Consider the following 21,969-nt stretch of genomic DNA (forward strand, 5'->3'; position numbering starts at 1 on the left):
TAGTTCGATGAAAATTGCATTGCTTGCCGGCGCCGCTGTGGCGCTGGTGCCCCTGCCCGTGCTGGCGCAGGATCACTCCACCATGGACCATTCGGCCATGGATCACTCGTCCATGGACCACACGGCCATGGACCACACGGCCATGGACCACTCCGCCATGGGTCACGGCCCAATGGACCACAGTGCCATGGATCATCCCGCCATGGGCCACTCCGCCATGATGTCTCCCAACCCCAGCGGCGCCGCCGGCGGCTCGGGCACCGCGCTGCTGCCGGCTGCCGAGGGCATGATGCCCGGCATCCACATCGACCTCGGCGGCGAGTGGCAGGCCATGGCGCACGGCTATGGCTGGCTCGTCCACTCCGAGCAGACCGGCCCGCGCGGTGACGACCCACCTATGTCCAGTCGATGGCCATGCTGATGGCCGAGCGGCCCTTCGCGGGTGGCCGGGTGCAACTGCGCACCATGCTCAGCGCCGAGCCGCTGATGTCGGCGCGCGGCTATCCCAACCTCTTCGCCACCGGCGAGACCGCCAACGGCGAACCGCTGGTCGACCGCCAGCACCCGCACGATCTGTTCATGGAGCTGGCCGCGCGTGTCGACCTCGATCTGGCCGACAATCTCACCGGCTTCGTCTACGGCGGCCCGGTTGGCGAGCCTGCGCTCGGCCCCTCGGCCTTCATGCACCGCGCTTCGGCCCGGCTCAATCCCGAGGCCCCGATCACCCATCACTGGTTCGATTCCACCCACATCACCTATGGCGTGGTCACGGCTGGCCTCGCCGGGCGCGGCTGGCAGCTCGAAGGAAGCGCCTTCCGCGGCGCCGAACCCGACGAGGAGCGCTGGGGCATCGAAACCCCCAAGCTCGATAGCTGGTCGGTGCGCGCCAGTCTTGCCCCGTCCGACAACTGGCTGGTGCAGGCAAGCTACGGCCGGATCAAGGAACCCGAAGCGCTCCACCCCGGCGAGGACGAGGCGCGCACCACCGCCAGCGTGCAGTACAATTCGGGCAAGGGCCTGTCGGCGCTCGCCGCTTTCTCGGCCAAGAACCGCGTTCCGGGCGACACGCTAACCGCCTGGCTGGGCGAGGTGAACTGGGACATAACCAAGCGCCACAGCCTGTTCGGCCGGGTCGAAAACGTGCTCAACGATGAGCTTTTCCACGATCATGACGATCCGCTGCACGATCAGGCCTTCCGCATCACCAAGCTGCAGGCAGGCTATGCCTATACCCTGCCGCTGGGCGATGCGTTCAGCCTTGCGCTGGGCGGCAGTGCGGCGAAGTTCCTCAAACCCTCGGTGCTCGATGCGGCCTATGGGGATAACCCGATGGGCTACACCCTGTTCGCCAAGCTTTCGCTTGGGCGATAGGGTGCAAGCACTGGATAAATGACACAGGCGGCCTTTCCGCCCGCAGTCCCATCGCCTAAGTCTGCCCCGATGCGGGCGCAGATCGAAATAGGACAGGATTCGGGTGGCGGGGCCGTCCACGTCGATGTCGAGGAACTGCTCGCCACGCGCCTGCTGGTGCAGGGCAATTCGGGCAGCGGCAAGTCGCACCTGCTGCGCCGCCTGCTCGAACAGAGCGCACAAATGGTGCAACAGGTGGTGATCGACCCCGAGGGCGACTTCGTCAGCCTGGCCAAAGAGTATGGTCATATCGTGATCGAGGGCGGCAGCTACACCAGCCGCGAGATCGAGGCGCTGGCCGGGCGCATCCGCCAGCACCGCGCCTCGGTCGTGCTCAGCCTCGACGATCTGGAAGTCGAACAGCAGATCCGCTGCGCCGCGCTGTTCCTCACCGCCATGTTCGACGCCCCGCGCGAACACTGGTTCCCGGCGCTCGTAGTGGTCGACGAGGCGCAGATGTTCGCGCCCGCCGCCGCCGGCGAGATGGCCGAAGACACCCGCCGGATGACGCTGACGGCGATGACCAACCTGATGTGCCGCGGGCGAAAGCGCGGCCTCGCCGGAATCGTCGCCACCCAGCGGCTGGCCAAGCTCGCCAAGAACGTCGCCGCCGAGGCCTCGAACTTCCTGATGGGGCGCACCTTCCTCGATATCGACATGCAGCGCGCCGCCGACCTGCTCGGCATGGACCGCAAGCAGGCCGAGCGTATCCGCGACCTGCAATGCGGCCACTTCCTCGGCCTCGGTCCGGCGGTGAGCCGCAAGCCGGTGGCGGTGAAGATCGGCTCGGTGACGACCGGTGGCAAGAACGCTGCTTCCGGCCTCGTGCCGCTGCCCGGCCTCTCGACCGAGGGGATGGAGGCGCTGCTCCACGATTCGCTGGCCGAGGAAGCCGCTGCCCCGCAACCCCAGCGCCCCGCCCCGCCGCCGCGCCCGGCGATGGAGGACCTCGCCGACACCATCGCCCACGCGCAGGACGACGATGCCATTCCCGCCGCTGCCGATAGGGACGGCCCGGAAACTCCCGCCGCCCCGCCGCCGCCCGATGGCTCGGTCGAGCAGGTGCTGGCCGAGATGGCGCGCGAAGAGGGCGCGACCTTCCAGTCGCTGGCGAGCCTGTTCCGCAGCTTCGCGATCCGCTGCCGCGAGCGCCGCGTGCCCAGCGCCCATATCGACATGGCGCAGTTCCGCCGCCTGTTCGCCCATGCCAGCGCCGGACTCGAACGGCTCGATCCCTCACGCCGCGCGGCGGTGGAGCAACTCGCGCAAGGGGTCGACGACGATGTCCTCGCGCCGTTCCTCGCCATTGCCGCCGCCGCCGCCGAGGGCCGCAACGCGCCCGACGAGGAAGAACTGGCCCGCGTCTATGGCAGCTCGTCGCCGGGGCGCATCCGCCGCCTGCTCGACCATCTGGAAAAGACCGGCCTGATCACGGTGCGCGAGGACTTCGGCGGAGAACGCACGATCACCGTGCCGGGACTGGAAGAATTCGCGAGCTAGTCGCGCCCAAGCTCGGACCAGCTCTTGCGGTCCAGATGCAGCGGCGCGGCATTGCGGACATATTCGCCCGCACCATAGGTGCGCCCCACCAGCTGCATCGCCGGATTGTCGATCCGCAGCCGCCCGTTTTCCTCACCAAGAAAGCGGTCCTCGATATGGGTGACGAGCACCTCGCCAAGCACGATCCCGGCGTGGGGGGCGGTCTCGATGAACTGCCACAGGCGGCATTCGAACTGCACCGGCGCGCCCTTCAACAGCGGCGCGGCAACGCGCGTGGCCGCTATCGCCTCAAGGCCCGCCAGCTCGAACTCGCTCACTTCGGGCGGGGCATTGGTCGCGCTGAGGCTCATCGCCTCGGCCTGCGGCTCGCTCACCAGCGCCACCGCGAACTCGCCGGACGCGCGGATATTGGCGAGGCTGTCCTTCTCGGCCACGCCCTCGCGCTGCCCATCGGGAGACACGCCGATCGCCAGCAGCGGCGGAGTGCCCCCCATCGCGTTGAAGAACGAATAGGGCGCAGCGTTGTGCCGCCCCTCGCCGTCCTGGCTCAGCACCCAGGCAATCGGGCGCGGGGTGATGGTGTTGACCAGCAGTTTGTAGCGGGTCGCGGGATCGAGTGCGTCCATCGTGAATTGCATTCGCATCAAGTAACTACTGGCCTGCACCAGTGCAACGTGGCGATTGCACCGATACAGTTTCATATGTAACTATATTCACCAGCCAAGGAGACGGACATGCGCATCGGTTGCCCCCGCGAGATCAAGAACCGCGAATATCGGGTGGGCCTGACCCCCGAGAGCGCAAAAGAGCTGGCCTCGCACGGCCATGAGGTGTGGATCGAAAGCGGCGCGGGGGAAGGCATCGGCGCGCACGATGCACAATACGTGGCCGCCGGGGCAAAGATCGTCGCCGGGCCGGAGCCGATCTTCGCCGAATGTGAGATGGTGGTGAAGGTGAAGGAGCCGCAGGCCGAAGAGCGCGCCCAACTGCGCGAGGGCCAGTTGCTTTACACCTACCTTCACCTCGCCCCCGACCCCGAGCAGACCGCCGATCTGGTGAAATCGGGCGCGACCTGTATCGCTTACGAGACCGTCACCGGCCCGAACCGCACCCTGCCCTTGCTCAAGCCGATGAGCCAGGTGGCCGGGCGCATGAGCATTCAGGCGGGTGCGACCGCACTGGAGAAGGCCCATGGCGGGCGCGGGGTGCTGCTGGGCGGGGTGCCGGGGGTGATGCCGGGCAAGGTCGTGGTGATCGGCGGCGGCGTGGTCGGGTTCAACGCGGCGCAGATGGCGGCGGGGCTTGGCGCGGACGTGGTGATCATGGACCGCGACCCCGAAGTGCTCGAACGGGTCGGCACCCATTTCGAGGCGCGGGCCTCGACCCGTTTCTCGAACAAGGCCAACCTTGAGGACGCGGTGAGCGAGGCGGACCTCGTGATCGGCGCGGTGCTGGTGCCCGGCGCCGCCGCGCCCAAGCTGGTGACGCGCGCGATGCTCGGCACGATGAAGCCCGGCGCAGTGCTGGTCGATGTGGCGATCGATCAGGGCGGCTGCTTCGAGACCAGCCGCGCGACCACCCATGACGATCCGACCTATGTGGTGGACGGCGTGGTGCACTACTGCGTCGCCAACATGCCCGGCGCGGTGAGCCGCACCTCGACCTATGCCCTGAACAACGTGACGCTGCCGCATGCCTTGCGGATCGCCGACTTGGGCTGGAAGGAAGCGCTGCGGAGCGATCCGCATCTGGCGCAGGGGCTGAACGTCCACGCGGGCCGCGTGACCTATCCGGCGGTGGCGGAGGAGCTTGGGTATGAGCTGCTGCCGGTGGGTGAGGTTCTGGGGTAGGCGGGGCTGCTTCTGGAGCTTCGGTCGCAGTAGCCGGCTGTCAGCAAACGCCACGAAGCGGGCACCAGGAGCTTGCGAGAGAATGTTCGCTGATCACCCGCTTGCGGACAACGAATGGACTGATCTCGGCGCGACGCTTAGACGCTTCCATTATGGCAGAAAAAGACGCGCCTCCGGCCTCCTCTTTTCGTGAATTTGTACGGCGGGAATACGTAGAGTATTTCGCCCCCAGCAAGAGCGACCGCCCTTGGCAGTTACCCTTTGCCATAGCTGTGGCCTCTGGCCTGCCGATGATGCTCGGTGCCTGGCTGGGAAACCTTGCCGCGGGCGCCATCGCCTCGATCGGGGCCATGACGATCGTCTACCTGCCGCGAACCAAGCTTGACCTGCGCATGGTGACTGTGATGGCCGTATCTTGCGCCATGATCGCCAGCTTCGCCCTTGGACACACGGCGAAACTGGTGCCGGAATTGCGCGTGCCCATAATCGCACTCGTATCCCTGCTGGTGACCATGGCTTGCCGCTATTTCAGGATTGCACCGCCCGGGCCCTTATTCTTCGTGATGGCGGCGGCCATTGGCGCATATGCTCCGGGCACAATCGGGCAGCTTCCCCGGAATCTCGGATTGTTTGCCCTGGGCAGTGTGTTCGCCGTGGCAGTTTCGTTCATCTACAGCCTGCACATATTGCGGAGACGCGATCCCTTGCCGGTCCAGAGCCCGCCAAGCGATATTCTTGACGAGGTGCTGGTCGATTCCGTGATTATCGGCGTCGTTACGGGATTGTCGCTCGCGTTTGCCGAGCTTCTGTCATTCGACAAGCCCTACTGGGTTCCCGTCAGTTGCCTCGCCGTCATACAAGGTTCGCGGCTTCGGCTGGTGTGGAACCGGCAGGTACAGCGGGTGGTCGGCACTCTGGTCGGATTGGGGCTGACCTGGCTGTTGTTTCGCTTCGCGACTTCGCCATGGCACTTTGCCATTGCGGTGCCATTGTTGCTCTTTTGCGTAGAGACGATCATCGTCCGGCACTACGCAATGGCCGCAGTGTTTATCACGCCGTTAGCGATTGCCCTGGCGGAATCGACACATACCGGCAGCGCCGATGCCACCCCTCTGCTGATCGCCAGATTTGCTGATACCGTACTCGGCTCGCTGATGGGCGTGCTTGGCGGGGTATGTATCCATCGACCATCGATCCGCAGGCACATTCTGGCCGCGCTCGAACGCTTGGCACCACGTAGGCGGTAGCATTCCCGGAATGCTGGCCTGTCGGAAATCCGGCCATATCCACCACCGCTAAGCGTGAGCCTATCGGAAGCGCATCTGGGCCGAAGGCAGAACGCCACGCGCCGTGCATGCCTCAACCTTCCTGCCGATTTTGCACCATGCGCATCGCTATGTTGTCCGGATAGCTGGCAGGGTAGCTGCCGCTATTGGAGCGCAAGTGATAGGTGAGGATTTTCAGATCTTGGCGCTAGTAGCTGGCGCTCAAGCTTTTCTCGCTGCAGAACTCGCCCTAGACAAGCATTGCATATCGCATTGCACGCCCAGAAACGCGCAAAAATAAAAAGGTGGATAATGACCGAGCCGACCAAGGACTTCGACATTGAGGGCAACGACCGCTTTGCAAACAACGAGGCGGAGAGCGCCAAGAACTACTGGTCCGGCGTTGATTTCGAATACTACAAAACGAAACAACCATGGTCCGACTTTATCGCTGATAGAATCGCCCAGCTGGATCCAGCGTCAGTTTTCGAATTTGGCTGCAACGCGGGAAAGAACCTCGCGGTAATCTCAGAGAAGCTGCCCGGCACCTTTATCTCTGGTATCGACATTAACGAGGCCGCGATTGCCTGGGGACGTGAGCAGGGGCTGAACTTGGCGGTTGCCGATGAACGCGCTTTGGAAGTGCTCCCGGACAACGCCTTCGACGTAATCTATACGGTGTCTGTCCTTGATCATCTGCCTGACCCTGAAACAGTATTTCGATCGATGATACGAGTCGCGAAGCGCGGTGTGTTCCTTCTTGAGCCTTGGCTCGGCGAAGAAGGAAAAGTCATTCGAAACCGCAACCTGGCTGACAACAGGATGGTGGATACGACACCGTTTTCCTATTCATGGGACTATGTGAGGATAGGCAAGGTGGTTGCCCCGGACTGGCACCTTGACGTCGAGCCCTTTCCTATGCGCTCGAACCTCGGACGGTTTTACCAGCTTTATCGCTTTACGCCCGTTACTCAGGGATAAAGCCGCCCTCAGGCGCAAACGGCTTCGCCACCTCGGCGGGCACGCGCATCACCCGGAACGTATCGCGCGCGACCATCGCCCAGCTTGTTCTGGCGCGGACCAGTTCGCGGCCCTCGGCGTCGGTGAAGGCGAAGTGGCGGGTGAAGCGCACACCCCTCGGCCCCTCGCGGATCTCGGTCACACCCATAACCTCCGCGCCCAGCTGCACGTTGCCGCGATAGTCGATCTCGTGCCGGGTCACGACCCAGGCATAGGCCTCGACATGCTCGGGCAGAGCATCGGCCAGCCAGTGCGCCACCGCCAGCTCCTCCATCCAGCGCACCCACACCGCGTTGTTCACATGGCCGTTGGCATCGATGTGCTCCGGCAAAGCGGTGAAGGTCTGCTGGTGGCGGTTGCTCACTGCTCGATCCCCAGCTGCCACAGGATGAAGGCAACCTCCTCGGCCACTTCCTTGAGGCCCTCGAAGCGCCCGGTCTTACCCGCGTGGCCCGCGCCCATGTTGGTCTTGAGCAGCAGCACGTTCCCGTCGGTCTTCAGCTCACGCAGTTTCGCCACCCACTTGGCGGGCTCCCAGTAGGTCACGCGCGGATCGTTCAGCCCCGCCGTCACCATCAGCGGCGGATAGCCTTGCGCGCGCACCTGATCGTAAGGCGAGTAGCTGGCGATAAGGTCGAAGGCGGCCACGTCCTCGATGGGGTTGCCCCACTCGGGCCATTCGCCGGGCGTCAGCGGCAGGCTCTCGTCGAGCATCGTGTTAAGCACATCCACGAAGGGCACATGCGCCACCACCGCGCCGAACAGTTCGGGCGCCTGATTGATCACCGCGCCCATCAGCTCGCCGCCCGCCGAGCCGCCGCTCGAACTGATCTTTCCCGGCGCGGTGTAGCCCAGTGCGATCAGACCGCGCGCGACGTCTTCGAAGTCGTTGAAGGCATTGGTGCGCTGCTCGCGCTTGCCCGCGTTGTACCATGCGCGGCCCAAATCGTCGCCGCCGCGGATATGGGCGATGGCATAGGCAAAGCCCCGGTCAACGAGGCTCAGCCGCGTGGTCGAGAACGAGGGGTCGATGGCGATGCCGTAAGCGCCGTAGCCATAGAGGTGCAGCGGGCCGCCCTGAGCACGATCCTTGCGATAGACCACACTCACCGGAATTTCCGTCCCGTCGCGCGCCGGGATCATCAGCCGCTCGCTGGTGTAGAGCGAGGCGTCGTAGCCGGAGGGTATCTCCTGCACCTTGCGTGTTTCCAGCTCGCCGCTGGCGACATGATAGTCGTAAACCGTGTGCGGCGCGACCATCGAGGAATAGGTGAGCCGGATCGTGTCCACGTCCCACTCAGGGTTGCCGACAAGGCTCGCCGAATAGGTCGCCTCGGGGAAGGTGATCGGCTTGCCCTCGCGCGGTGCGTCGTAGGAGTGGATCGCGATCTGGTCGAGCCCGGCCAGCCGCCCCTCGGTGACGAAGAAGCCCTCGTAAAGGTCGAAGCCGGTGAGATAGAAGTCGTCCGAACCGGGGATCACCTCGAGCCAGTTGCCCGGATCGGCGAGCGGGGCCTTGGCGAGGCGGAAGTTGATGTGGGTGTCGTTGGTCCAGATGTAGATCGTTTGCCCATGCACATCGATGCCATATTCGACCTCCTCGCGCGCTGGCTTGACGAGCAGCGCCTCGCCCAGCGGATCGCCCACCGGCAGCAGGCGGATCTCGCTGGTGGCATGGTCGCCGGTCGAGACGATCAGCCAGTCGCGCTTGCCCGTCAGGCCCACGCCGGCGGTGAAGCCGGTGCGGTCCTCGTGGAAGATCTCGACATCCGCCGCCGCATCGCTGCCCAGCCGGTGCACGAGGATCGAATCGACCCGCCACTGCGCATTGGCGCGGCCATAGACCAGCATGGTGTCGTCCGCCGCCCAGACCAGCGCGGTGTTGGTGTCTGGGATGACGTCGCTCAGGGCCTCGCCGGTCTCCAGATCGACCACTTTCGCGGTGTAGCGTTCCGAGCCGTTGGTATCGACCGAATAGGCGAGCAAGCGCCCGTTCTCGCTCACCGATACGTCGTTGAGACTGAAATAGTCGTGCCCCTCGGCGAGCTTGGGCCCGTCGAGGTAGCACTGCGCCTCGCCGCCTTCCGCCGGACGACGCCAGTAGCGGGCATATTCGCCGCCTTCCTCGTATTCGGTCCAGTAGACCCAGTCGCCGTCCTTCTGCGGCACCGAGCTGTCGGCCTCCTTGATCCGCCCGCGCATCTCGGCGAACAGCGCGTCGACCAGCGGCTTGCGCGCGCCCATCTGCGCTTCGAAGAAAGCGTTTTCGGCCTTCAGGTGATCGAGCACCGCCGGATCGTCAATCTCCGGATATTTCGGATCGCGCAGCCAGGCATAGGGGTCGGAAATCGTGCGGCCATGGTGGCTGACCTCGTGCGCGCGCATCTCGGCAACCGGCGGCGACACTTCACTATTCTTGCTCACATGCGATCCTTGCTGTCTGGCCCGCGAGGTTGCGGGACGCCTTTCGAGAGGCGCGCTACCGAAATGTCAACATTCCGGCTCTATTGCGCCTCCGTCAGGCGCGCCGCGAACAGGCGGGTCTGGCTTTCACAGGCTGACAGAGATAACGCCTCATACCGCATTGCAGCAAAGCGCAAGGAATAGTCTGATATGAGTGACGGCAAGCAGGTTCCGGTTCTGGTTACGGGCGGAGCAGGATATATCGGCAGCCACGCGGTCCTCGCGCTGAAGGATGCCGGCTGGCCCGTCGCCGTGATCGACAACCTGACCACCGGCTTTCGCTTCGCCGTGCCCGATGACGTGCCTTTCTATGAGGGCGATATCGAGGACCCCGCGCTGCTGGCGCGTATCTTCGCCGAGCAGGGCACCAAAGCGATCATGCATTTCGCCGGCTCGATCATCGTGCCCGAATCGGTCGAGAACCCGCTCAAGTACTATCACAACAACACCGTCAAAAGCCGCGCCCTGATCGCGGCGGCGGTGGAAGCCGGCGTGCCGCATTTCATCTTCTCCAGCACCGCGGCGACCTATGGCGTGCCCGAAAACTCGCCCGTACGCGAGGACGATGCCAAGCGCCCGATCAATCCCTACGGCTGGTCGAAGCTGATGACCGAGCAGATGCTCGCCGATGTCAGCGCGGCCCATCCGCTCAACTTCTGCGTGCTGCGCTATTTCAACGTCGCGGGCGCCGATCCGCAAACCCGCACCGGCCAGTCCACCGCGGGCGCTACGCATCTGATCAAGGTCGCCTGCGAGGCGGCACTCGGCAAACGCGACAAGGTCGGCGTGTTCGGCACCGACTACGACACGCCCGACGGCACCGGCGTGCGCGACTATATCCATGTGAGCGACCTCGCCGCCGCCCACGTTCAGGCACTCGCCGCGCTGGTGGCGGATCCCGCCCGCTCGCTGACGATGAACTGCGGCTACGGGCGCGGCTTCTCGGTGCTCGAAGTGCTTGATGCGGTGGACCGCGTGACCGGCGGCACGGTCACGCGCGAGATGGGCCCGCGCCGTGCGGGCGATCCGGCCCAGCTGGTGTCCGACCCCTCGCGCATCCGGGCCACCCTGCCCTGGGTTCCGCAGTATGACGATCTCGACACGATCATCACCCATGCCCTTGCCTGGGAGGATCGGCTCGGTCCGCATCGCCCCAATCACTGATCGGCGTCGGGCGGGCGACCAGCCTCCTGTCTGACACGAGAAAAGTGCAGAACTTTCGCTGCCTGGGCCAGTGTTCGACATGTCCTTTTCATTCCCCCACACGATCCCTAAAGGTGCACCGCAGTGCACACATCCACGAGGAAGATCCTAGATGCGCGTGACAATGATCGGCTCGGGCTATGTCGGCCTGGTTTCCGGGGCTTGCTTTGCCGACTTCGGCCATGACGTCACCTGCGTCGACAAGGACCAGACCAAGATCGACGCCCTCAAGCAGGGCAAGATTCCGATCTACGAGCCCGGCCTTGAGGCGCTGGTCGAGAACAACGTGCGCGCTGGCCGCCTGACCTTCACCACCGATCTGAAGGCGGGCGTAGTCGGCGCCGATGCGGTGTTCATCGCGGTCGGCACCCCGTCGCGCCGCGGCGATGGCCATGCCGACCTCACCTATGTTCACGCCGCCGCCGAGGAAATCGCGCAGAGCCTCGAAGGCTTCACCGTGATCGTCAACAAGTCGACCGTGCCGGTGGGGACGGGCGACGAAGTGGCGCGGATCGTCAAGGAAGCCAACCCGCAAGCCGATTTCGCGGTGGTGTCGAACCCCGAGTTCCTGCGCGAAGGCGCGGCGATTGACGACTTCAAGCGCCCCGACCGCATCGTGATCGGCGGCGACGATGCGCGCGGCCTCGAAGTTATGCGCGAGATTTACCGTCCGCTTTATCTCAACAAGTCGCCCATCGTCGAGATGAGCCGCCGCTCGGCCGAGCTGACCAAGTATGCGGGCAACGCCTTCCTCGCCACCAAGATCTCTTTCATCAACGAAATCGCCGATCTGTGCGAAAAGGTCGGCGGCGATGTGCAGGATGTCGCGCGCGGGATCGGGCTCGACAACCGCATCGGCCCCAAGTTCCTCCATGCCGGCCCCGGCTATGGCGGCAGCTGTTTCCCCAAGGACACGCTCGCCCTGCTCAAGACCAGCCAGGACTACGACGCGCCGCAGCGCATCGTGGAGGCCGTGGTGTCGGTCAACGACAACCGCAAGCGCGCGATGGGCCGCAAGATCATCAACGCGCTGGATGGCGATGTGCGCGGCAAGACGGTCGCCCTGCTCGGCCTGACCTTCAAGCCCAACACCGACGACATGCGCGACAGCCCCTCCATCGCCATCGTGCAGACGTTGCAGGACGCCGGAGCGAAGGTGAAGGTCTACGATCCGCAGGGCGAGGAACAGGCGCGCCTGGTGTTGCAGGATGTCGAATATTGCAGCTCGCCCTACGAGGCTGTCGAGGGCGCGGATGCGCTGTCGATCGTGACCGAGTGGGACGAGTTCCGCGCGCTCGACCTGCGCCGGGTGCTGACCATGCTGAAGCAGCCGGTGCTGGTCGATCTGCGCAACATCTACGACCGCGATCAGGCCGAAAGCCTCGGCTACAAATATGTCGGGATCGGTCGCTGACCGGCCCTGAGGGCTGACCCTTTACGTGAAAGCCTGTCGGGGGCTGGCTGCTGTGACGGCGGCCAGCCCCCGCAGCATTTTGCGGCCAGTGCCTTACGAGATCTCTTCGTAATGGCGGCGCATGTCGCCGAGCCGGGCCTGGCCGAACTCCCGCGCAAACCGTAGCGGCCGTGCAACAGCCCCGTCGGTCCACTGCCATAACAGGCCCGAACGCCGCCAGCGGCGCTCCTGATCGCCCTGCGCATGGAGCAAGGCGGCCATCCAGCGCGATTCGGCAGCGGTGGTGGGGGCATCCTCACTATCGCCATCGCGCAACCGGAACGCCGCCGCGGCCAGATCGGTGGCAAAGGTCCACAGGCGCAACACCCCGATCTCGCGCGCATAGTCGTCGTAGGCCGCGCGCTGAGCCGCTTCGAGCGCGGAGGTGACGACGAACAGCTCGTGCGCGTAGTGCAGCCACACCTCATCGTTTCTTATCGCCTTGCCGAGGCTGCTGGCGGTGAGCATCGCTGCATCCATGTCGCTCATCACCGGGACCTCGCGCCCGCCGACCCCGGCGATCCGGGCCGCCGCGATAATCCGCGCGATGTCGGTCGGCGCGGGCGTTCCGGGTTGCCGGACCTTGTGATGGAGATCGACGGTGGTTCCGCCGTTGACCGGCAGATGCGGCGATTCGCCGAGATAGTCGTGCCACCACTTGCTGGTCGCAGGAATCGGCGAATGGAATCCGTTGGCCGCCAGCACATCGATGGCCGAGCGGTAATCCGCGCTGGTCACCAGAATATCGGTATCCTGCGCAGGCCGGGCGTCATAGCTGCCATAAATGGCGTGCGCCCGCAGCACGCCCTTCATCGAGATGGCCCTGATCCCGTGGGTCCGCAGGATGCTGCACACCGTGGCCGTAACCCCGAGGTTGGCCATGTTCCGGAACAGACAGGCCTCGCGTCTGGCCTTCACCTCGGCCAGGCGATTCGCTGGTATAACGATTCGCGCCCGGTTCAGTCCTTCGGCAACGAGCAGCAGGCACTTGTTCTCGCTGGCCAGGTCAAGCACCGCAGACCAGTCGGTTGCGCGATGCCGCCAAGGCGCATCCTCGCCCGGATAGACCCATTGGCGCAGTGCCCCCAACAAGGGCTCCAGAATCATTTTTGAGGCATTATCAGTCATTTGATCCACCACGCCTTGCTGCTTCCAAAGCTTTACCGCCTCGGAGACAAGACGAATATGGCCTCCTGATAACGAACATCAATTGTGACAGGACTGTCCCATTTTAGCACCCACTGCTGCACCGCACCACAATATGGTTGCTAAGACGTTAACTCTATGTGATCGGACTCATCAGACGAGCCTGGCAATCAGCATTCAGTGCCGGGCACTCGCTGGGGTCGCACCCATGTGATGCAAACAAACACCTGTTTAACAACGTAAATGGAGGCAAATGATGGCCAAGAAGACCTACGAAGCTCCGAAGTTCGAAAAGCTGGGTTCGTTCGAAGCGATGACCAAGGGTTCGTCGGACGGCAACTTCACCGACGCCGTGTTCCCGAGCGACACGCCGAGGGGCGAGCTGACCTTCTCGTAAGGTTCGGCAATCAAGAGAAACGGCCGCTTCGGCGGCCGTTTTTTTTGGCAGGTTCCGACAGGCGGCGGGCTCTTGTGCCCTTGCTGCGTTCGAGATAGAGCTCAAGTGGATGAATTCAGGGGATTCAAGCGCTATGTATCGTCGCTGCGAGGATCTTGTGGTGTGCGATCTGGATGGCGGAAGCGCATTGCTCGATCTCAATACGAGCACCTATTTCAAGCTCAACGGCACCGCCAGTTTCATCTGGGAAAAGCTCGGCGATCAGCCGATGGATGCCGATATGCTCGCCGAAGAGCTGATCAAGGTCTATGATGTCGAGAAGGCCGTGTGCCTGCCCGACATCCAGTACGTTCTCAACGAACTCGCAACGGCGAATCTGATCACGGATCAACCCTAGATGAATGTGCGGCGCGCTTTCGTCCTCGGCTCCAGACATTTCGCACTGCTTTGCAAGACTCTGGCCGTAGTGGTCACGATGCGTCTGGCTCTGCTGGTGACGAAGCATCGGCACATTGCCCAGCACATCACGGTTAAGCCCGCCCCTTCCGGTTACGTGCGCGAGGCTTCCACGCTGGCCTGGGCGGTTCGGAACACCGCCCGCATCGTTCCCTTCGCCCATTGCCTGACGCAGGCGCTCAGCCTGCAATACCTGCTCGGCCAGCAGGGCATGACCTCGACCATCCGGGTCGGCGTGCAGATGGCCCGCAACGGCACCCTCGATTCGCATGCCTGGCTGATTCATGACGGCACCGTCTTGTTGGGGGGCAGCGAGAACGAACTTGCCGCTTTCACCAAGATGGTCGACCTGACCCCGTCCTGAGATGGCTGGCTTCGCCCTGGCCTGGTCGCGCTCGCAAGGGGCGCTGTCCTTTGCGCGGCTGACCTCTGCCGCACCCGCCTCCACTGCCACGACCATCGACGACACCGTCTTCGCCGCCGCCGACCGCGCGCGTGGGCTGGAACTGGCCGGCATCTGGCGCGCCGACAACGGCGCCGACCTCATTCGCGAGCTGGGACTGCCGACCGCGTCGCGCCCGCAGGATATCCTCGCCGCCGGATGGAGCAAATGGTCAACCGGCCTGGCCGACCGCCTGCGCGGCCCCTTCGCCATTGCCATCCTCCAGCGCGATACCAACTCGCTTTACCTCGCGCGCGATTTCATGGGCGTCGAGCCGCTGTTTTACACGCGCACCGCCGATGGGCTGGCGCTGTCGTCCTCGCCGGTCGCGGCCCGCTCGCTCGCCGATGCGCCCGGCGCTGTCCGTCTTGCCGCCGTTTCGAGCTTTCTCGCTGGTTTCCCCGCCGACAAGACCGGCACCTACTACGATAACATCGCCAGGCTGGCCCCCGGACACTGGATGACGATTTCGCCCGCGGGCGAACGGACCGAGCCGTACTGGACGGTGCAGGCCATCGCGAGTCGCCCGGCGCCAGCCGATGCCGGCGAGCGCTTCCGCGCCCTGCTCGACCGCTCGGTGGCCAACAGCGCCAGCGATGCGGAGCCGATCGGAGTGCTGCTGAGCGGCGGGCTCGATTCCTCGGCCATTTCCGGGGCGCTCATGCATGGACGCACAGGCGGCCCTGCCGTCCAGTCGCTGTCGCTGACCTATCCCGGCAACGAGGGCTGGGCCGACGGGAAGTATATCGAAGCGCTGCGCGCCTATTTCCCGATGGAACACCACAGCCTGCCGAGCAACGAACACGATCCGCTCGCCAATCTGGAGAGCTACTTTCCCGTCCTCGACGGACCGAGCTTCGGCTATGGCCTGTCGGTCTCCAACCGGCTGCTGCCGATGGCAGCAGAGCTGGGCTGCCGCTCGCTGTTCCACGGCCACGGCGGCGACGAGGTCGTCAGCTATGGCACCGGCAGGCTGAATGAACTGGCGATGCAGGGGCAGTGGCGGCAATTGTGGGCCGAGGCCGAAGGCGCGGCCCAGCTCTGGTCGATGCCGCGCTGGCGCGTGTTGGACAGATACCTGTTTCACAAGCCGCAGCGACGCTGGCTCGATCGGCAGTGGAAGCGCCTGCACCGGCGCGCGCAAGCCGATTCGGCGGCGGAGCTGGAAGTCCAGAGCGAGGCCCTGCTCGCCCATCGCCCCGCACACAGCGCGCCCGTGGCACAGCTCTCGCAGGCCCGCCATACCGAGCGCGACGTGCAGGAAACCGCCATCGCTTCGCCGCTGCAACCGCATGCATTGGAGACCTTGGTTCTGAGCGGGCGGCATCACGGGCTTCAGGTCAAGCTGCCGTTCTTCGACCGCGATCTGCTCGAATTCTCGGTCAGCCTGCCCTCGGACTGGAAGCTGCGCGACGGCTACACCCGTTATGTGCTGCGCAAGGCCATCGAAGGCCGCGTGCCCGACAGCGTCACCTGGCGCCGCGACAAGAACGACTTTACCGACGATTTCAAGATCGGCCTGATCGAACGCAGCCCGCACCTGCGCGATCTCGTATCCTCGGCAAACGGCGACTTGCAGGGCCTTGTAAACCCGCAATGGTTTGGAAAAATCTGGTCCAAAGTAGCACACGACGGATCATCGATAACCACTTCCGATGCACGCGCGCTATGGCGCGTCGCAGTGCTGGCGATGTGGCTCGGCAGCGACCGGCGACCGCAGGCGCCGCCCAGGTTGCAGCCGATTGGAGTTGAGGGCAATGTTTGAGCAAAGCGGGGGGCTTTACGACGCTTTCGGGCTAACCATCGAAAGCGATATCCCCCTCAACGAACTTCGCCCCGCCGCTCCCGGCGCGGTGCCCGATATCCGTTTCGTCAACCGGCCCATCGGGCGCGACCTGCCCCGGCTCGAAGACGGCATCGTCATGGACTATGCCGATCCCGCCGGCGTGGTGATGGCGTGGCCCGACGTCGCCGCCTTCCGGCTGGTCGACAAGGGGACGGTATGGGTCGAGAAATATCCCGACGTGCCCGAATCCTATGTCGCCTTCCCGATCCTCGGCCCGATCATGGCCTGGATGCTGAACTGGCGCGAGTTCTTCATCATCCATGCCAGCGCCATCGACATCAACGGCAAGACGGTTGCCCTGATGGGCGACAAGCTCGCCGGCAAGTCGACCACGGCGGCCGCCTTCATTCGCGCGGGCTATCCGCTCGTCACCGACGACCTGCTGGCAATCACCTTCGATGATGGCGGCACCCCGGTGTGCCATCCGGCCTTCCCCCAGCTCAAGCTGGCCGAGGACGCCGCCGCGAACATTCGCGTCGACGGGGCCGAGGCTTTGCCGCTCGTTTACGAGGGCTTTTCCAAGCGGCAGCACAAGCTGGCGGGCATGCGCACCGAAGCGGCCAGTCTCGACTATCTGGTCACGCTCGACCGCGGCGGGACCGCGCCCGGCCTGTTCCCGTTCGACACCGCCGCAGCAATCGCGGCGATCAACCGGTTCAGCTACATGCCCCGCTTCGCCGACGCCCCCTGGACGCCAGCCGACAAGGCGCGGCACTTCCGCGCCTGCGCGACCCTAGCCGACAAGGCCACGGTCGCCCGGCTGCAAATCCCGGACGATCTGGGTCGTCTGCATGAAACGGTGGAGCTTGTCGCGACTGCGCTCGATCGGATCGAGGCATGATCGCCAGCCTCAACCGCTTTGTCACCTTTCTGTGGCGGCTGACCAACGGACGGATCGGCATTGCGCTGGCGCTGAACGTGCTGGCCAGCTTTACCGAAGGCGTCTCGCTGTTCCTGCTGATCCCGCTCATCGCCACGATTGATGCGGGCCGCTCGGGCAACGCGATCGACATTCCGGTCATCGGCGATCTGATGCAGCGCTTCCAGCCCAGCCTCGGGCTGCTGCTGGTGGGCTTTGTCCTCCTGATCGCGGTGCAGGGCACCCTGATCCGCAGCAAGACCGTCTACCTCACCACTGTCATGCATCACGCCATCGACCGGCTGCGCCAGGCCTTCTTCGTGCGCGCCGGCAACGCGCAGTGGGAGGTGCTGCAGCAGACGCGGGTGTCCGATCTCAGCAATATGCTCACGGTCGAAACCGGCCGGGTGCAGATCGCCGCAGCCAACCTGATGAGCCTGCTGCAGGCGCTGATCCTGCTGGCAACCTATCTGGTGATGGCCTTGCTGGTTTCCTGGCAGATGGCGCTGTTCGCCGCTGTCATCGGCCTTGTCATGTTCGCCGCGCTCTATCCGATCCGGCGGCAGGCGACTCGGTTCGGGCAGGACGTGGGCCAGATGTTCCGCGAGCAGAACCGCACCCTGCTCGAATTCCTCACCGGGATCCGGGTAGCCAAGTCGTTCCTGATCGAAGACGCCTATGCCAAGCGTTTCTGGCAAAGGCTCACGCTGATCCGCCGCTCGACCCTGCGCTACACCCGCATCAGCACGCTTGGCACGTTCAGCTTTCAGGTGATGAGCGCGATTGCGGCGGCGGCTTTCATCTGGGTCGCGGTCGAGGTTGCGCAGCTCGATTTCGGGCGGCTGATCGTGCTGCTGCTGATCTTCCTCCGCCTCGCGCCGCGCTTCGGGGCGATTCAGGAATCGATCCAGAACCTGTTGTCCAACCTCCCCGCCTTCGACAGCTTCCGCGAACAGACGACCATGTTTGCCGAGGCGGCCGAGCCGAAGGGCAAACGCAGCGAGGCCGCCCCGCCCTTCACCGACGAAGTGCGACTCGAAGGTCTGTCGCTGAGCTATCCGGGGGCAGCGAAACCGGCGCTCGACGATGTGAGCCTGTCGATCAAGTTCGGTCGTATCACCGCGCTGATCGGGCCTTCGGGCAGCGGGAAGAGCACGATTGCCGATCTCGTCATGGGGCTGCTGCGCCCGACGACCGGCAGGATCACCGTCGACGGGGTCGAAATCACCGACAGGAACCGCCGCGCCTGGCGCGGGTCGGTCGCCTTCGTGCCGCAGGAGGCGTTCCTGCTGCACGACACCATCGCCGCCAACCTGCGCATCGCCCTGCCCGACGCCAGCGACGACCTGCTGTGGTCGGTGCTCGATCAGGCCAAGGCGCTGCCCTTCGTAGAGCAGCTTTCTGACGGGCTCCAGACCGTGGTCGGCGAGCGCGGCACCCGCCTTTCGGGCGGCGAGCGCCAGCGTATCGCGCTGGCCCGGGCGCTGTTGCGCAAGCCCAAGCTGCTGATCCTCGACGAAGCCACCAGCGCGCTCGACTGGGAGAACCAGCAGATGATCGCCGCCGACATTGCGGCGATGCGCGGCAAGGTCACGATCCTGACGGTCGCTCACCGCCCCTCGATGATTCGCTTTGCCGACGACATGATCGCGATCGAAAACGGGCGCTGCGTCGAAAGCGGAACTTTCGCGGCGCTTGCCGCCGATCCGAACAGCCGGCTTGCCGCAATGCTGCGCGGCGAAGGCACTGAGGTTTAGCGATCCCCACGACCCATGCTGCGCTGAAACAAAGCGGAGCAATCAGGGTGAGCCCAAGGTTAGCCCGGCCGGATATAATCGTCTGCCGCCTCGATATCGCGGATCTTCCTCGCAGGAATACCGGCAATCAGCGAGCGATCCGGAAACGATTTCGTGACGACCGAGCACGCCGCAACAACACTGTGATCGCCGATAGAGACACCGGGCAAAACGGTTACGTTGCTCGCCAGCCAGACGTTGCGGCCGATCGAAATGCTATCGACTCTGGGCCCCGCGCCTTGGTCAATCTCATGGTAGTTTGTGTCTGCGATTCTGGTGTTGTTGCCGATGAAGCAATAGGGGCCGATCTCGACGGACTTCCAGACGTCGATTTCCACGCCATCATTGATGAAGCACTTTTCACCGATCTCGAAGCGCGCGTCGCCTCGAACGGCTATGGATGTCCTGCGCGAAGTCGTCCGAAAAAGAACCCTGTTGCCGATCTTTACGGAACCCTTGGACCATATGCGTGGCGCAGGCCCTGCAACAACAACGCGGCCCTCGCAGTCAACTCCGCGCCACCGCAATTTCCAGGTGATCAGCAAGCCCTTCACATAACGCAAAATTTGCGACTTCGAAGGCACGGATCGGAGCATGGTACGAGATTACAAGCGCCACTTGCGATTGTCCAATTATCTTGGAGACGTACAATAGGCCAAACGTCAGTTGCAGCCTTGCCGGCTCGCGAAATCCACTGAAAACGCGATGCAATCGACCGTCATAACGGTGGGCATTTCCGCCGGATCAAACGGGCCGACCCACGAGGCCAACTTCTGCGAACCCCACAGCGATACCATCAACTTCTGTTTCGTGATCGGCAACGGCAGCCCCTCGCCCGTGGCCTCGTGAACCATCTGCCCATCGACATACCAGCGGATGTATCCGGGTTGCCAGTCGAACCCGTAGACATGCTCTTGCGCGGTCGCATCGAAGCCCAATTGGTGGATGTATGAGACCTTCTTGCTGTCGCGGAAATAGGTCAGCATGACTTCGCGCGGCTTGGCGCCGAGAATCTCGATATCGATCTCGTCCCAGGGGTCTCCGAAATGCGGTCCGGTATAGGTGAAGAAGCCGGATACGGTGCCGCTGGCAGGAGCGGCCCGCATTTTCACCTCGTAGTAGCCATGGCCGTATTTCTGCCGACCCTGCAACTCCGCGCCGGAAAACTCGGCCAGGTCGGTCTGGTTGCGGTCGAGCGTCAGGTGCAGCTTGCCATCCGCGCGCACCTGCGAGCGGCGCCAGTCGTTGACGGCCCAGTCCCCGTTCCGCCAGCCATCGGACACCGCCCAAATGCGGCTGTTGAGCGTGTCGAAACGATCGATGAACGGCGCGCCACCTTCGATGCGAGCCTGCGTGGTCGCATTGGTCGGCGCAGCAGCAGCCGACTGCTCCGCCGTACGGCTGTCTGCCACCGCGACGAGCGAAACAAAGGCAGCTCCTCCGAACGCCGTGGTTGCAAGCATCGCAGGGTAATTCATGGCGGCGGGATTGAAGGAACGGGGGCGGATGTCAAATCTGCCGGCCTGTCACGCGACCGGATGCCCCCGCCGCACGCCCAGCCGCCATGCGCCTCTGCGCGAGGGGGCAGACCGCGAATCGCCAAGGTCATCCCGCCGCATCCCGACCGCGAACAGCGCGTACATCGTAACGGTGGTAAAATGCATGCTATCGAAGCCGATCACCTCAAACGGCATTTTCACCGCGAAGTAGAAACACAAGGTGAAGGCAAGAATGCTCTCCAGGCTGGCCAGCCTCATCGTCTTGGCCAGGAGCATCGTCACACCTGTCGCGGCCATGATCGCAGCGACACCAAGGCCGACATACCCCAGGTGAACGAGGATCTCCTTTATGGTGTTGTGAAAGTTGAAGCCCTGATGGCTCGCAATTCCCATCATGTCCCACAGGTAACGCGCATCGACGCTGTCCTTGAGCCAGAAGGCACCGTAGCCGAGGCCAAGCCAGGGCCGCTCGGCAATCAGATGGTCGCCGAAGGCCCAAAGCTCGGTCCGCCCCGTAAGACCCGCATCCTTGCCGCTGGCGTTGAGGACGAGGTCGAATATGGGTTGCAGCCACCATTGCTGGGTGAGCAGGGCAAGCACAGCCGCAATGGTCGCGCCGACAAAGATTCCGCCGCGCACCTGCCGTTCGAACCGTTCGGAAAAGAGCCAGGCGATCAGGCATGCCGATGCCATGATGGTGGCGATCAGCGCGCCGGTGGCCCGGCTCGAAACCAGCAGCCAGCCCAGAATCGGGAACAGCCCGCAGGCGGCCAGGCCTGCAATCCGCCGGTTGCTCTTGAACATCGCACGGACGAACACGATCGTAACCAATGTCGCCACACCGGCCATATCGCCCGAAGCGTTCTTCGAGCCCGCCAGACCGGCATAGGCATCGCCCGCACCCTCCCCCCATTCGACCCAGCGGCCGAACAGAGCGCTCGCCACCGAATAGATCGAAAAGGCCAGAAAATGGCCGTTCAGATAGGCTGAACGATAGACGCCGCCGCCAACGATAATGCCCGCGAAGGCCGTAACGGTATAGAGTGACGCATACCTGATGGTCGTGGCCGGCACGTCGGACCACAGCGCGGACAGCAATGCCATAGCTGGCAGCAGAAACAGCGGCCAGCATTCCAGCACCATGCCGGGGAGCCGTTCCCACCGGAACAGGCAAAAGGCACAGACCGCCCCGAACACGACCACGACAGCCAGCGGCCCGATCAGCAGGTTGAACAGGATCGCAGCGAAGACCGCGCCCACGATCAGGATGTCGAACCAGCGTGAGCGGCGGTTTATCGCGAACTCAGGCCGACGCGCGCCAGCCCGTCCCATTGGCATCGGATGCGCGGCCATCAAACTGCCTG

21 protein-coding genes are annotated in these 21,969 nt (G+C 64.2%); 14 read left to right on the forward strand and 7 right to left on the reverse strand.

The window, feature by feature from the left end; genetic code table 11:
• The first annotated feature begins 7 nt into the window (after positions 1–7).
• The 3 genes from D2V17_RS21895 (at position 8) to D2V17_RS05620 (ending at position 2,910) form a co-directional block, all read left to right on the forward strand.
• Positions 8–421: a hypothetical protein gene (locus tag D2V17_RS21895; RefSeq protein WP_281270546.1), complete on the forward strand. Its 414-nt coding sequence runs from the start codon at positions 8–10 to the stop codon at positions 419–421.
• On the forward strand, positions 421–1,371 hold the full coding sequence (locus D2V17_RS05615) for a hypothetical protein (protein WP_245978557.1): 951 nt from the start codon (positions 421–423) through the stop codon (positions 1,369–1,371). Before D2V17_RS21895 ends, D2V17_RS05615 begins: the two co-directional genes overlap by 1 nt.
• A 69-nt stretch (positions 1,372–1,440) precedes the next feature.
• Positions 1,441–2,910 carry a helicase HerA domain-containing protein gene (locus tag D2V17_RS05620; RefSeq protein ID WP_119592111.1) on the forward strand — a complete coding sequence of 490 codons (1,470 nt, stop codon included), beginning with the start codon at positions 1,441–1,443 and terminating at the stop codon, positions 2,908–2,910.
• Here the strand turns inward: D2V17_RS05620 and D2V17_RS05625 are convergent.
• The gene (locus tag D2V17_RS05625; protein WP_119592112.1) at positions 2,907–3,548 is read right to left on the reverse strand and encodes a flavin reductase family protein; all 642 of its coding nucleotides are present in this window, start codon (positions 3,546–3,548) and stop codon (positions 2,907–2,909) included. The genes D2V17_RS05620 and D2V17_RS05625 overlap by 4 nt on opposite strands.
• A 96-nt stretch (positions 3,549–3,644) precedes the next feature.
• Here D2V17_RS05625 and ald point away from each other — a divergent pair, with 96 nt between their 5' ends.
• The 3 genes from ald to D2V17_RS05640 all read left to right on the forward strand — a co-directional run bounded on the left by ald (position 3,645) and on the right by D2V17_RS05640 (position 7,006).
• Positions 3,645–4,760, forward strand: coding sequence for an alanine dehydrogenase (gene ald / locus D2V17_RS05630; protein WP_119592113.1), 1,116 nt, complete (start codon positions 3,645–3,647; stop codon positions 4,758–4,760).
• A gap of 152 nt (positions 4,761–4,912) precedes the next feature.
• Complete coding sequence (locus D2V17_RS05635; RefSeq protein ID WP_119592114.1) at positions 4,913–6,007, forward strand: FUSC family protein; 1,095 nt, start codon at positions 4,913–4,915, stop codon at positions 6,005–6,007.
• A 330-nt stretch (positions 6,008–6,337) separates the two neighbouring features.
• Positions 6,338–7,006: a class I SAM-dependent methyltransferase gene (locus D2V17_RS05640; RefSeq protein WP_119592115.1), complete on the forward strand. Its 669-nt coding sequence runs from the start codon at positions 6,338–6,340 to the stop codon at positions 7,004–7,006.
• Here the strand turns inward: D2V17_RS05640 and D2V17_RS05645 are convergent.
• Complete coding sequence (locus D2V17_RS05645) at positions 6,993–7,409, reverse strand: acyl-CoA thioesterase (RefSeq protein ID WP_119592116.1); 417 nt, start codon at positions 7,407–7,409, stop codon at positions 6,993–6,995. The genes D2V17_RS05640 and D2V17_RS05645 overlap by 14 nt on opposite strands.
• Entirely contained in the window at positions 7,406–9,469 is a 2,064-nt protein-coding gene (locus D2V17_RS05650; protein ID WP_281270547.1) for a S9 family peptidase, read from the reverse strand. Before D2V17_RS05650 ends, D2V17_RS05645 begins: the two co-directional genes overlap by 4 nt.
• Before the next feature lie 189 nt (positions 9,470–9,658).
• On the opposite strand from D2V17_RS05650, the gene galE reads away from it, so the two are divergent.
• Positions 9,659–10,672 carry a UDP-glucose 4-epimerase GalE gene (gene galE, locus D2V17_RS05655; protein ID WP_119592117.1) on the forward strand — a complete coding sequence of 338 codons (1,014 nt, stop codon included), beginning with the start codon at positions 9,659–9,661 and terminating at the stop codon, positions 10,670–10,672.
• 151 nt (positions 10,673–10,823) lie between these two features.
• Positions 10,824–12,125: a UDP-glucose dehydrogenase family protein gene (locus D2V17_RS05660; protein WP_119592118.1), complete on the forward strand. Its 1,302-nt coding sequence runs from the start codon at positions 10,824–10,826 to the stop codon at positions 12,123–12,125.
• A gap of 93 nt (positions 12,126–12,218) precedes the next feature.
• On the opposite strand, the gene D2V17_RS05665 is transcribed toward D2V17_RS05660, so the two are convergent.
• Positions 12,219–13,292 (reverse strand): nucleotidyltransferase family protein, encoded by a 1,074-nt coding sequence (locus D2V17_RS05665; RefSeq protein ID WP_119592119.1) that lies wholly within the window; start codon positions 13,290–13,292, stop codon positions 12,219–12,221.
• A gap of 274 nt (positions 13,293–13,566) precedes the next feature.
• Here D2V17_RS05665 and D2V17_RS05670 point away from each other — a divergent pair, with 274 nt between their 5' ends.
• The 6 genes from D2V17_RS05670 to D2V17_RS05695 all read left to right on the forward strand — a co-directional run bounded on the left by D2V17_RS05670 (position 13,567) and on the right by D2V17_RS05695 (position 19,067).
• Entirely contained in the window at positions 13,567–13,707 is a 141-nt protein-coding gene (locus D2V17_RS05670; RefSeq protein ID WP_119592145.1) for a lasso RiPP family leader peptide-containing protein, read from the forward strand.
• Between the two features lie 133 nt (positions 13,708–13,840).
• Positions 13,841–14,104, forward strand: a complete 264-nt coding sequence (locus D2V17_RS05675) for a PqqD family protein (RefSeq protein WP_191229088.1) — start codon at positions 13,841–13,843, stop codon at positions 14,102–14,104.
• Positions 14,105–14,527 carry a lasso peptide biosynthesis B2 protein gene (locus tag D2V17_RS05680; RefSeq protein WP_119592121.1) on the forward strand — a complete coding sequence of 141 codons (423 nt, stop codon included), beginning with the start codon at positions 14,105–14,107 and terminating at the stop codon, positions 14,525–14,527.
• A gap of 1 nt (position 14,528) precedes the next feature.
• A complete protein-coding gene (locus D2V17_RS05685; RefSeq protein ID WP_119592122.1) occupies positions 14,529–16,370 on the forward strand; it encodes an asparagine synthetase B family protein in 1,842 nt (613 codons plus the stop codon).
• Entirely contained in the window at positions 16,363–17,292 is a 930-nt protein-coding gene (locus tag D2V17_RS05690) for a phosphoenolpyruvate carboxykinase (ATP) (protein ID WP_119592123.1), read from the forward strand. The genes D2V17_RS05685 and D2V17_RS05690 overlap by 8 nt, the downstream gene beginning before the upstream one ends.
• Positions 17,289–19,067 (forward strand): ABC transporter ATP-binding protein, encoded by a 1,779-nt coding sequence (locus D2V17_RS05695; protein ID WP_119592124.1) that lies wholly within the window; start codon positions 17,289–17,291, stop codon positions 19,065–19,067. The genes D2V17_RS05690 and D2V17_RS05695 overlap by 4 nt, the downstream gene beginning before the upstream one ends.
• A gap of 59 nt (positions 19,068–19,126) precedes the next feature.
• Here the strand turns inward: D2V17_RS05695 and D2V17_RS05700 are convergent, their stop codons facing one another.
• From D2V17_RS05700 to D2V17_RS05710, 3 genes are all read right to left on the reverse strand, one after another.
• Positions 19,127–19,702: an acyltransferase gene (locus tag D2V17_RS05700; protein WP_119592125.1), complete on the reverse strand. Its 576-nt coding sequence runs from the start codon at positions 19,700–19,702 to the stop codon at positions 19,127–19,129.
• 66 nt (positions 19,703–19,768) lie between these two features.
• Positions 19,769–20,584 carry a family 16 glycosylhydrolase gene (locus D2V17_RS05705; protein ID WP_119592126.1) on the reverse strand — a complete coding sequence of 272 codons (816 nt, stop codon included), beginning with the start codon at positions 20,582–20,584 and terminating at the stop codon, positions 19,769–19,771.
• Between the two features lie 48 nt (positions 20,585–20,632).
• The gene (locus D2V17_RS05710) at positions 20,633–21,937 is read right to left on the reverse strand and encodes an O-antigen ligase family protein (protein WP_220474068.1); all 1,305 of its coding nucleotides are present in this window, start codon (positions 21,935–21,937) and stop codon (positions 20,633–20,635) included.
• Positions 21,938–21,969 lie beyond the last annotated feature (32 nt).

Source organism: Aurantiacibacter xanthus, assembly GCF_003584015.1.
Classification (GTDB): Bacteria; Pseudomonadota; Alphaproteobacteria; order Sphingomonadales; family Sphingomonadaceae; genus Alteraurantiacibacter; species Alteraurantiacibacter xanthus.

Excerpts from the sequence above, each read along its gene's own strand:
- D2V17_RS21895 (WP_281270546.1), top strand. The coding sequence starts at position 8 with ATGAAAATTGCATTGCTTGCCGGCGCCGCTGTGGCGCTGGTGCCCCTG.
- D2V17_RS05615 (WP_245978557.1), top strand. The coding sequence starts at position 421 with ATGGCCGAGCGGCCCTTCGCGGGTGGCCGGGTGCAACTGCGCACCATG.
- D2V17_RS05620 (WP_119592111.1), top strand. The coding sequence starts at position 1,441 with ATGCGGGCGCAGATCGAAATAGGACAGGATTCGGGTGGCGGGGCCGTC.
- D2V17_RS05625 (WP_119592112.1), bottom strand. The coding sequence starts at position 3,548 with ATGCAATTCACGATGGACGCACTCGATCCCGCGACCCGCTACAAACTG.
- ald (WP_119592113.1), top strand. The coding sequence starts at position 3,645 with ATGCGCATCGGTTGCCCCCGCGAGATCAAGAACCGCGAATATCGGGTG.
- D2V17_RS05635 (WP_119592114.1), top strand. The coding sequence starts at position 4,913 with ATGGCAGAAAAAGACGCGCCTCCGGCCTCCTCTTTTCGTGAATTTGTA.
- D2V17_RS05640 (WP_119592115.1), top strand. The coding sequence starts at position 6,338 with ATGACCGAGCCGACCAAGGACTTCGACATTGAGGGCAACGACCGCTTT.
- galE (WP_119592117.1), top strand. The coding sequence starts at position 9,659 with ATGAGTGACGGCAAGCAGGTTCCGGTTCTGGTTACGGGCGGAGCAGGA.
- D2V17_RS05660 (WP_119592118.1), top strand. The coding sequence starts at position 10,824 with ATGCGCGTGACAATGATCGGCTCGGGCTATGTCGGCCTGGTTTCCGGG.
- D2V17_RS05665 (WP_119592119.1), bottom strand. The coding sequence starts at position 13,292 with ATGACTGATAATGCCTCAAAAATGATTCTGGAGCCCTTGTTGGGGGCA.
- D2V17_RS05670 (WP_119592145.1), top strand. The coding sequence starts at position 13,567 with ATGGCCAAGAAGACCTACGAAGCTCCGAAGTTCGAAAAGCTGGGTTCG.
- D2V17_RS05675 (WP_191229088.1), top strand. The coding sequence starts at position 13,841 with ATGTATCGTCGCTGCGAGGATCTTGTGGTGTGCGATCTGGATGGCGGA.
- D2V17_RS05680 (WP_119592121.1), top strand. The coding sequence starts at position 14,105 with ATGAATGTGCGGCGCGCTTTCGTCCTCGGCTCCAGACATTTCGCACTG.
- D2V17_RS05685 (WP_119592122.1), top strand. The coding sequence starts at position 14,529 with ATGGCTGGCTTCGCCCTGGCCTGGTCGCGCTCGCAAGGGGCGCTGTCC.
- D2V17_RS05690 (WP_119592123.1), top strand. The coding sequence starts at position 16,363 with ATGTTTGAGCAAAGCGGGGGGCTTTACGACGCTTTCGGGCTAACCATC.
- D2V17_RS05695 (WP_119592124.1), top strand. The coding sequence starts at position 17,289 with ATGATCGCCAGCCTCAACCGCTTTGTCACCTTTCTGTGGCGGCTGACC.
- D2V17_RS05700 (WP_119592125.1), bottom strand. The coding sequence starts at position 19,702 with ATGCTCCGATCCGTGCCTTCGAAGTCGCAAATTTTGCGTTATGTGAAG.
- D2V17_RS05705 (WP_119592126.1), bottom strand. The coding sequence starts at position 20,584 with ATGAATTACCCTGCGATGCTTGCAACCACGGCGTTCGGAGGAGCTGCC.
- D2V17_RS05710 (WP_220474068.1), bottom strand. The coding sequence starts at position 21,937 with ATGGGACGGGCTGGCGCGCGTCGGCCTGAGTTCGCGATAAACCGCCGC.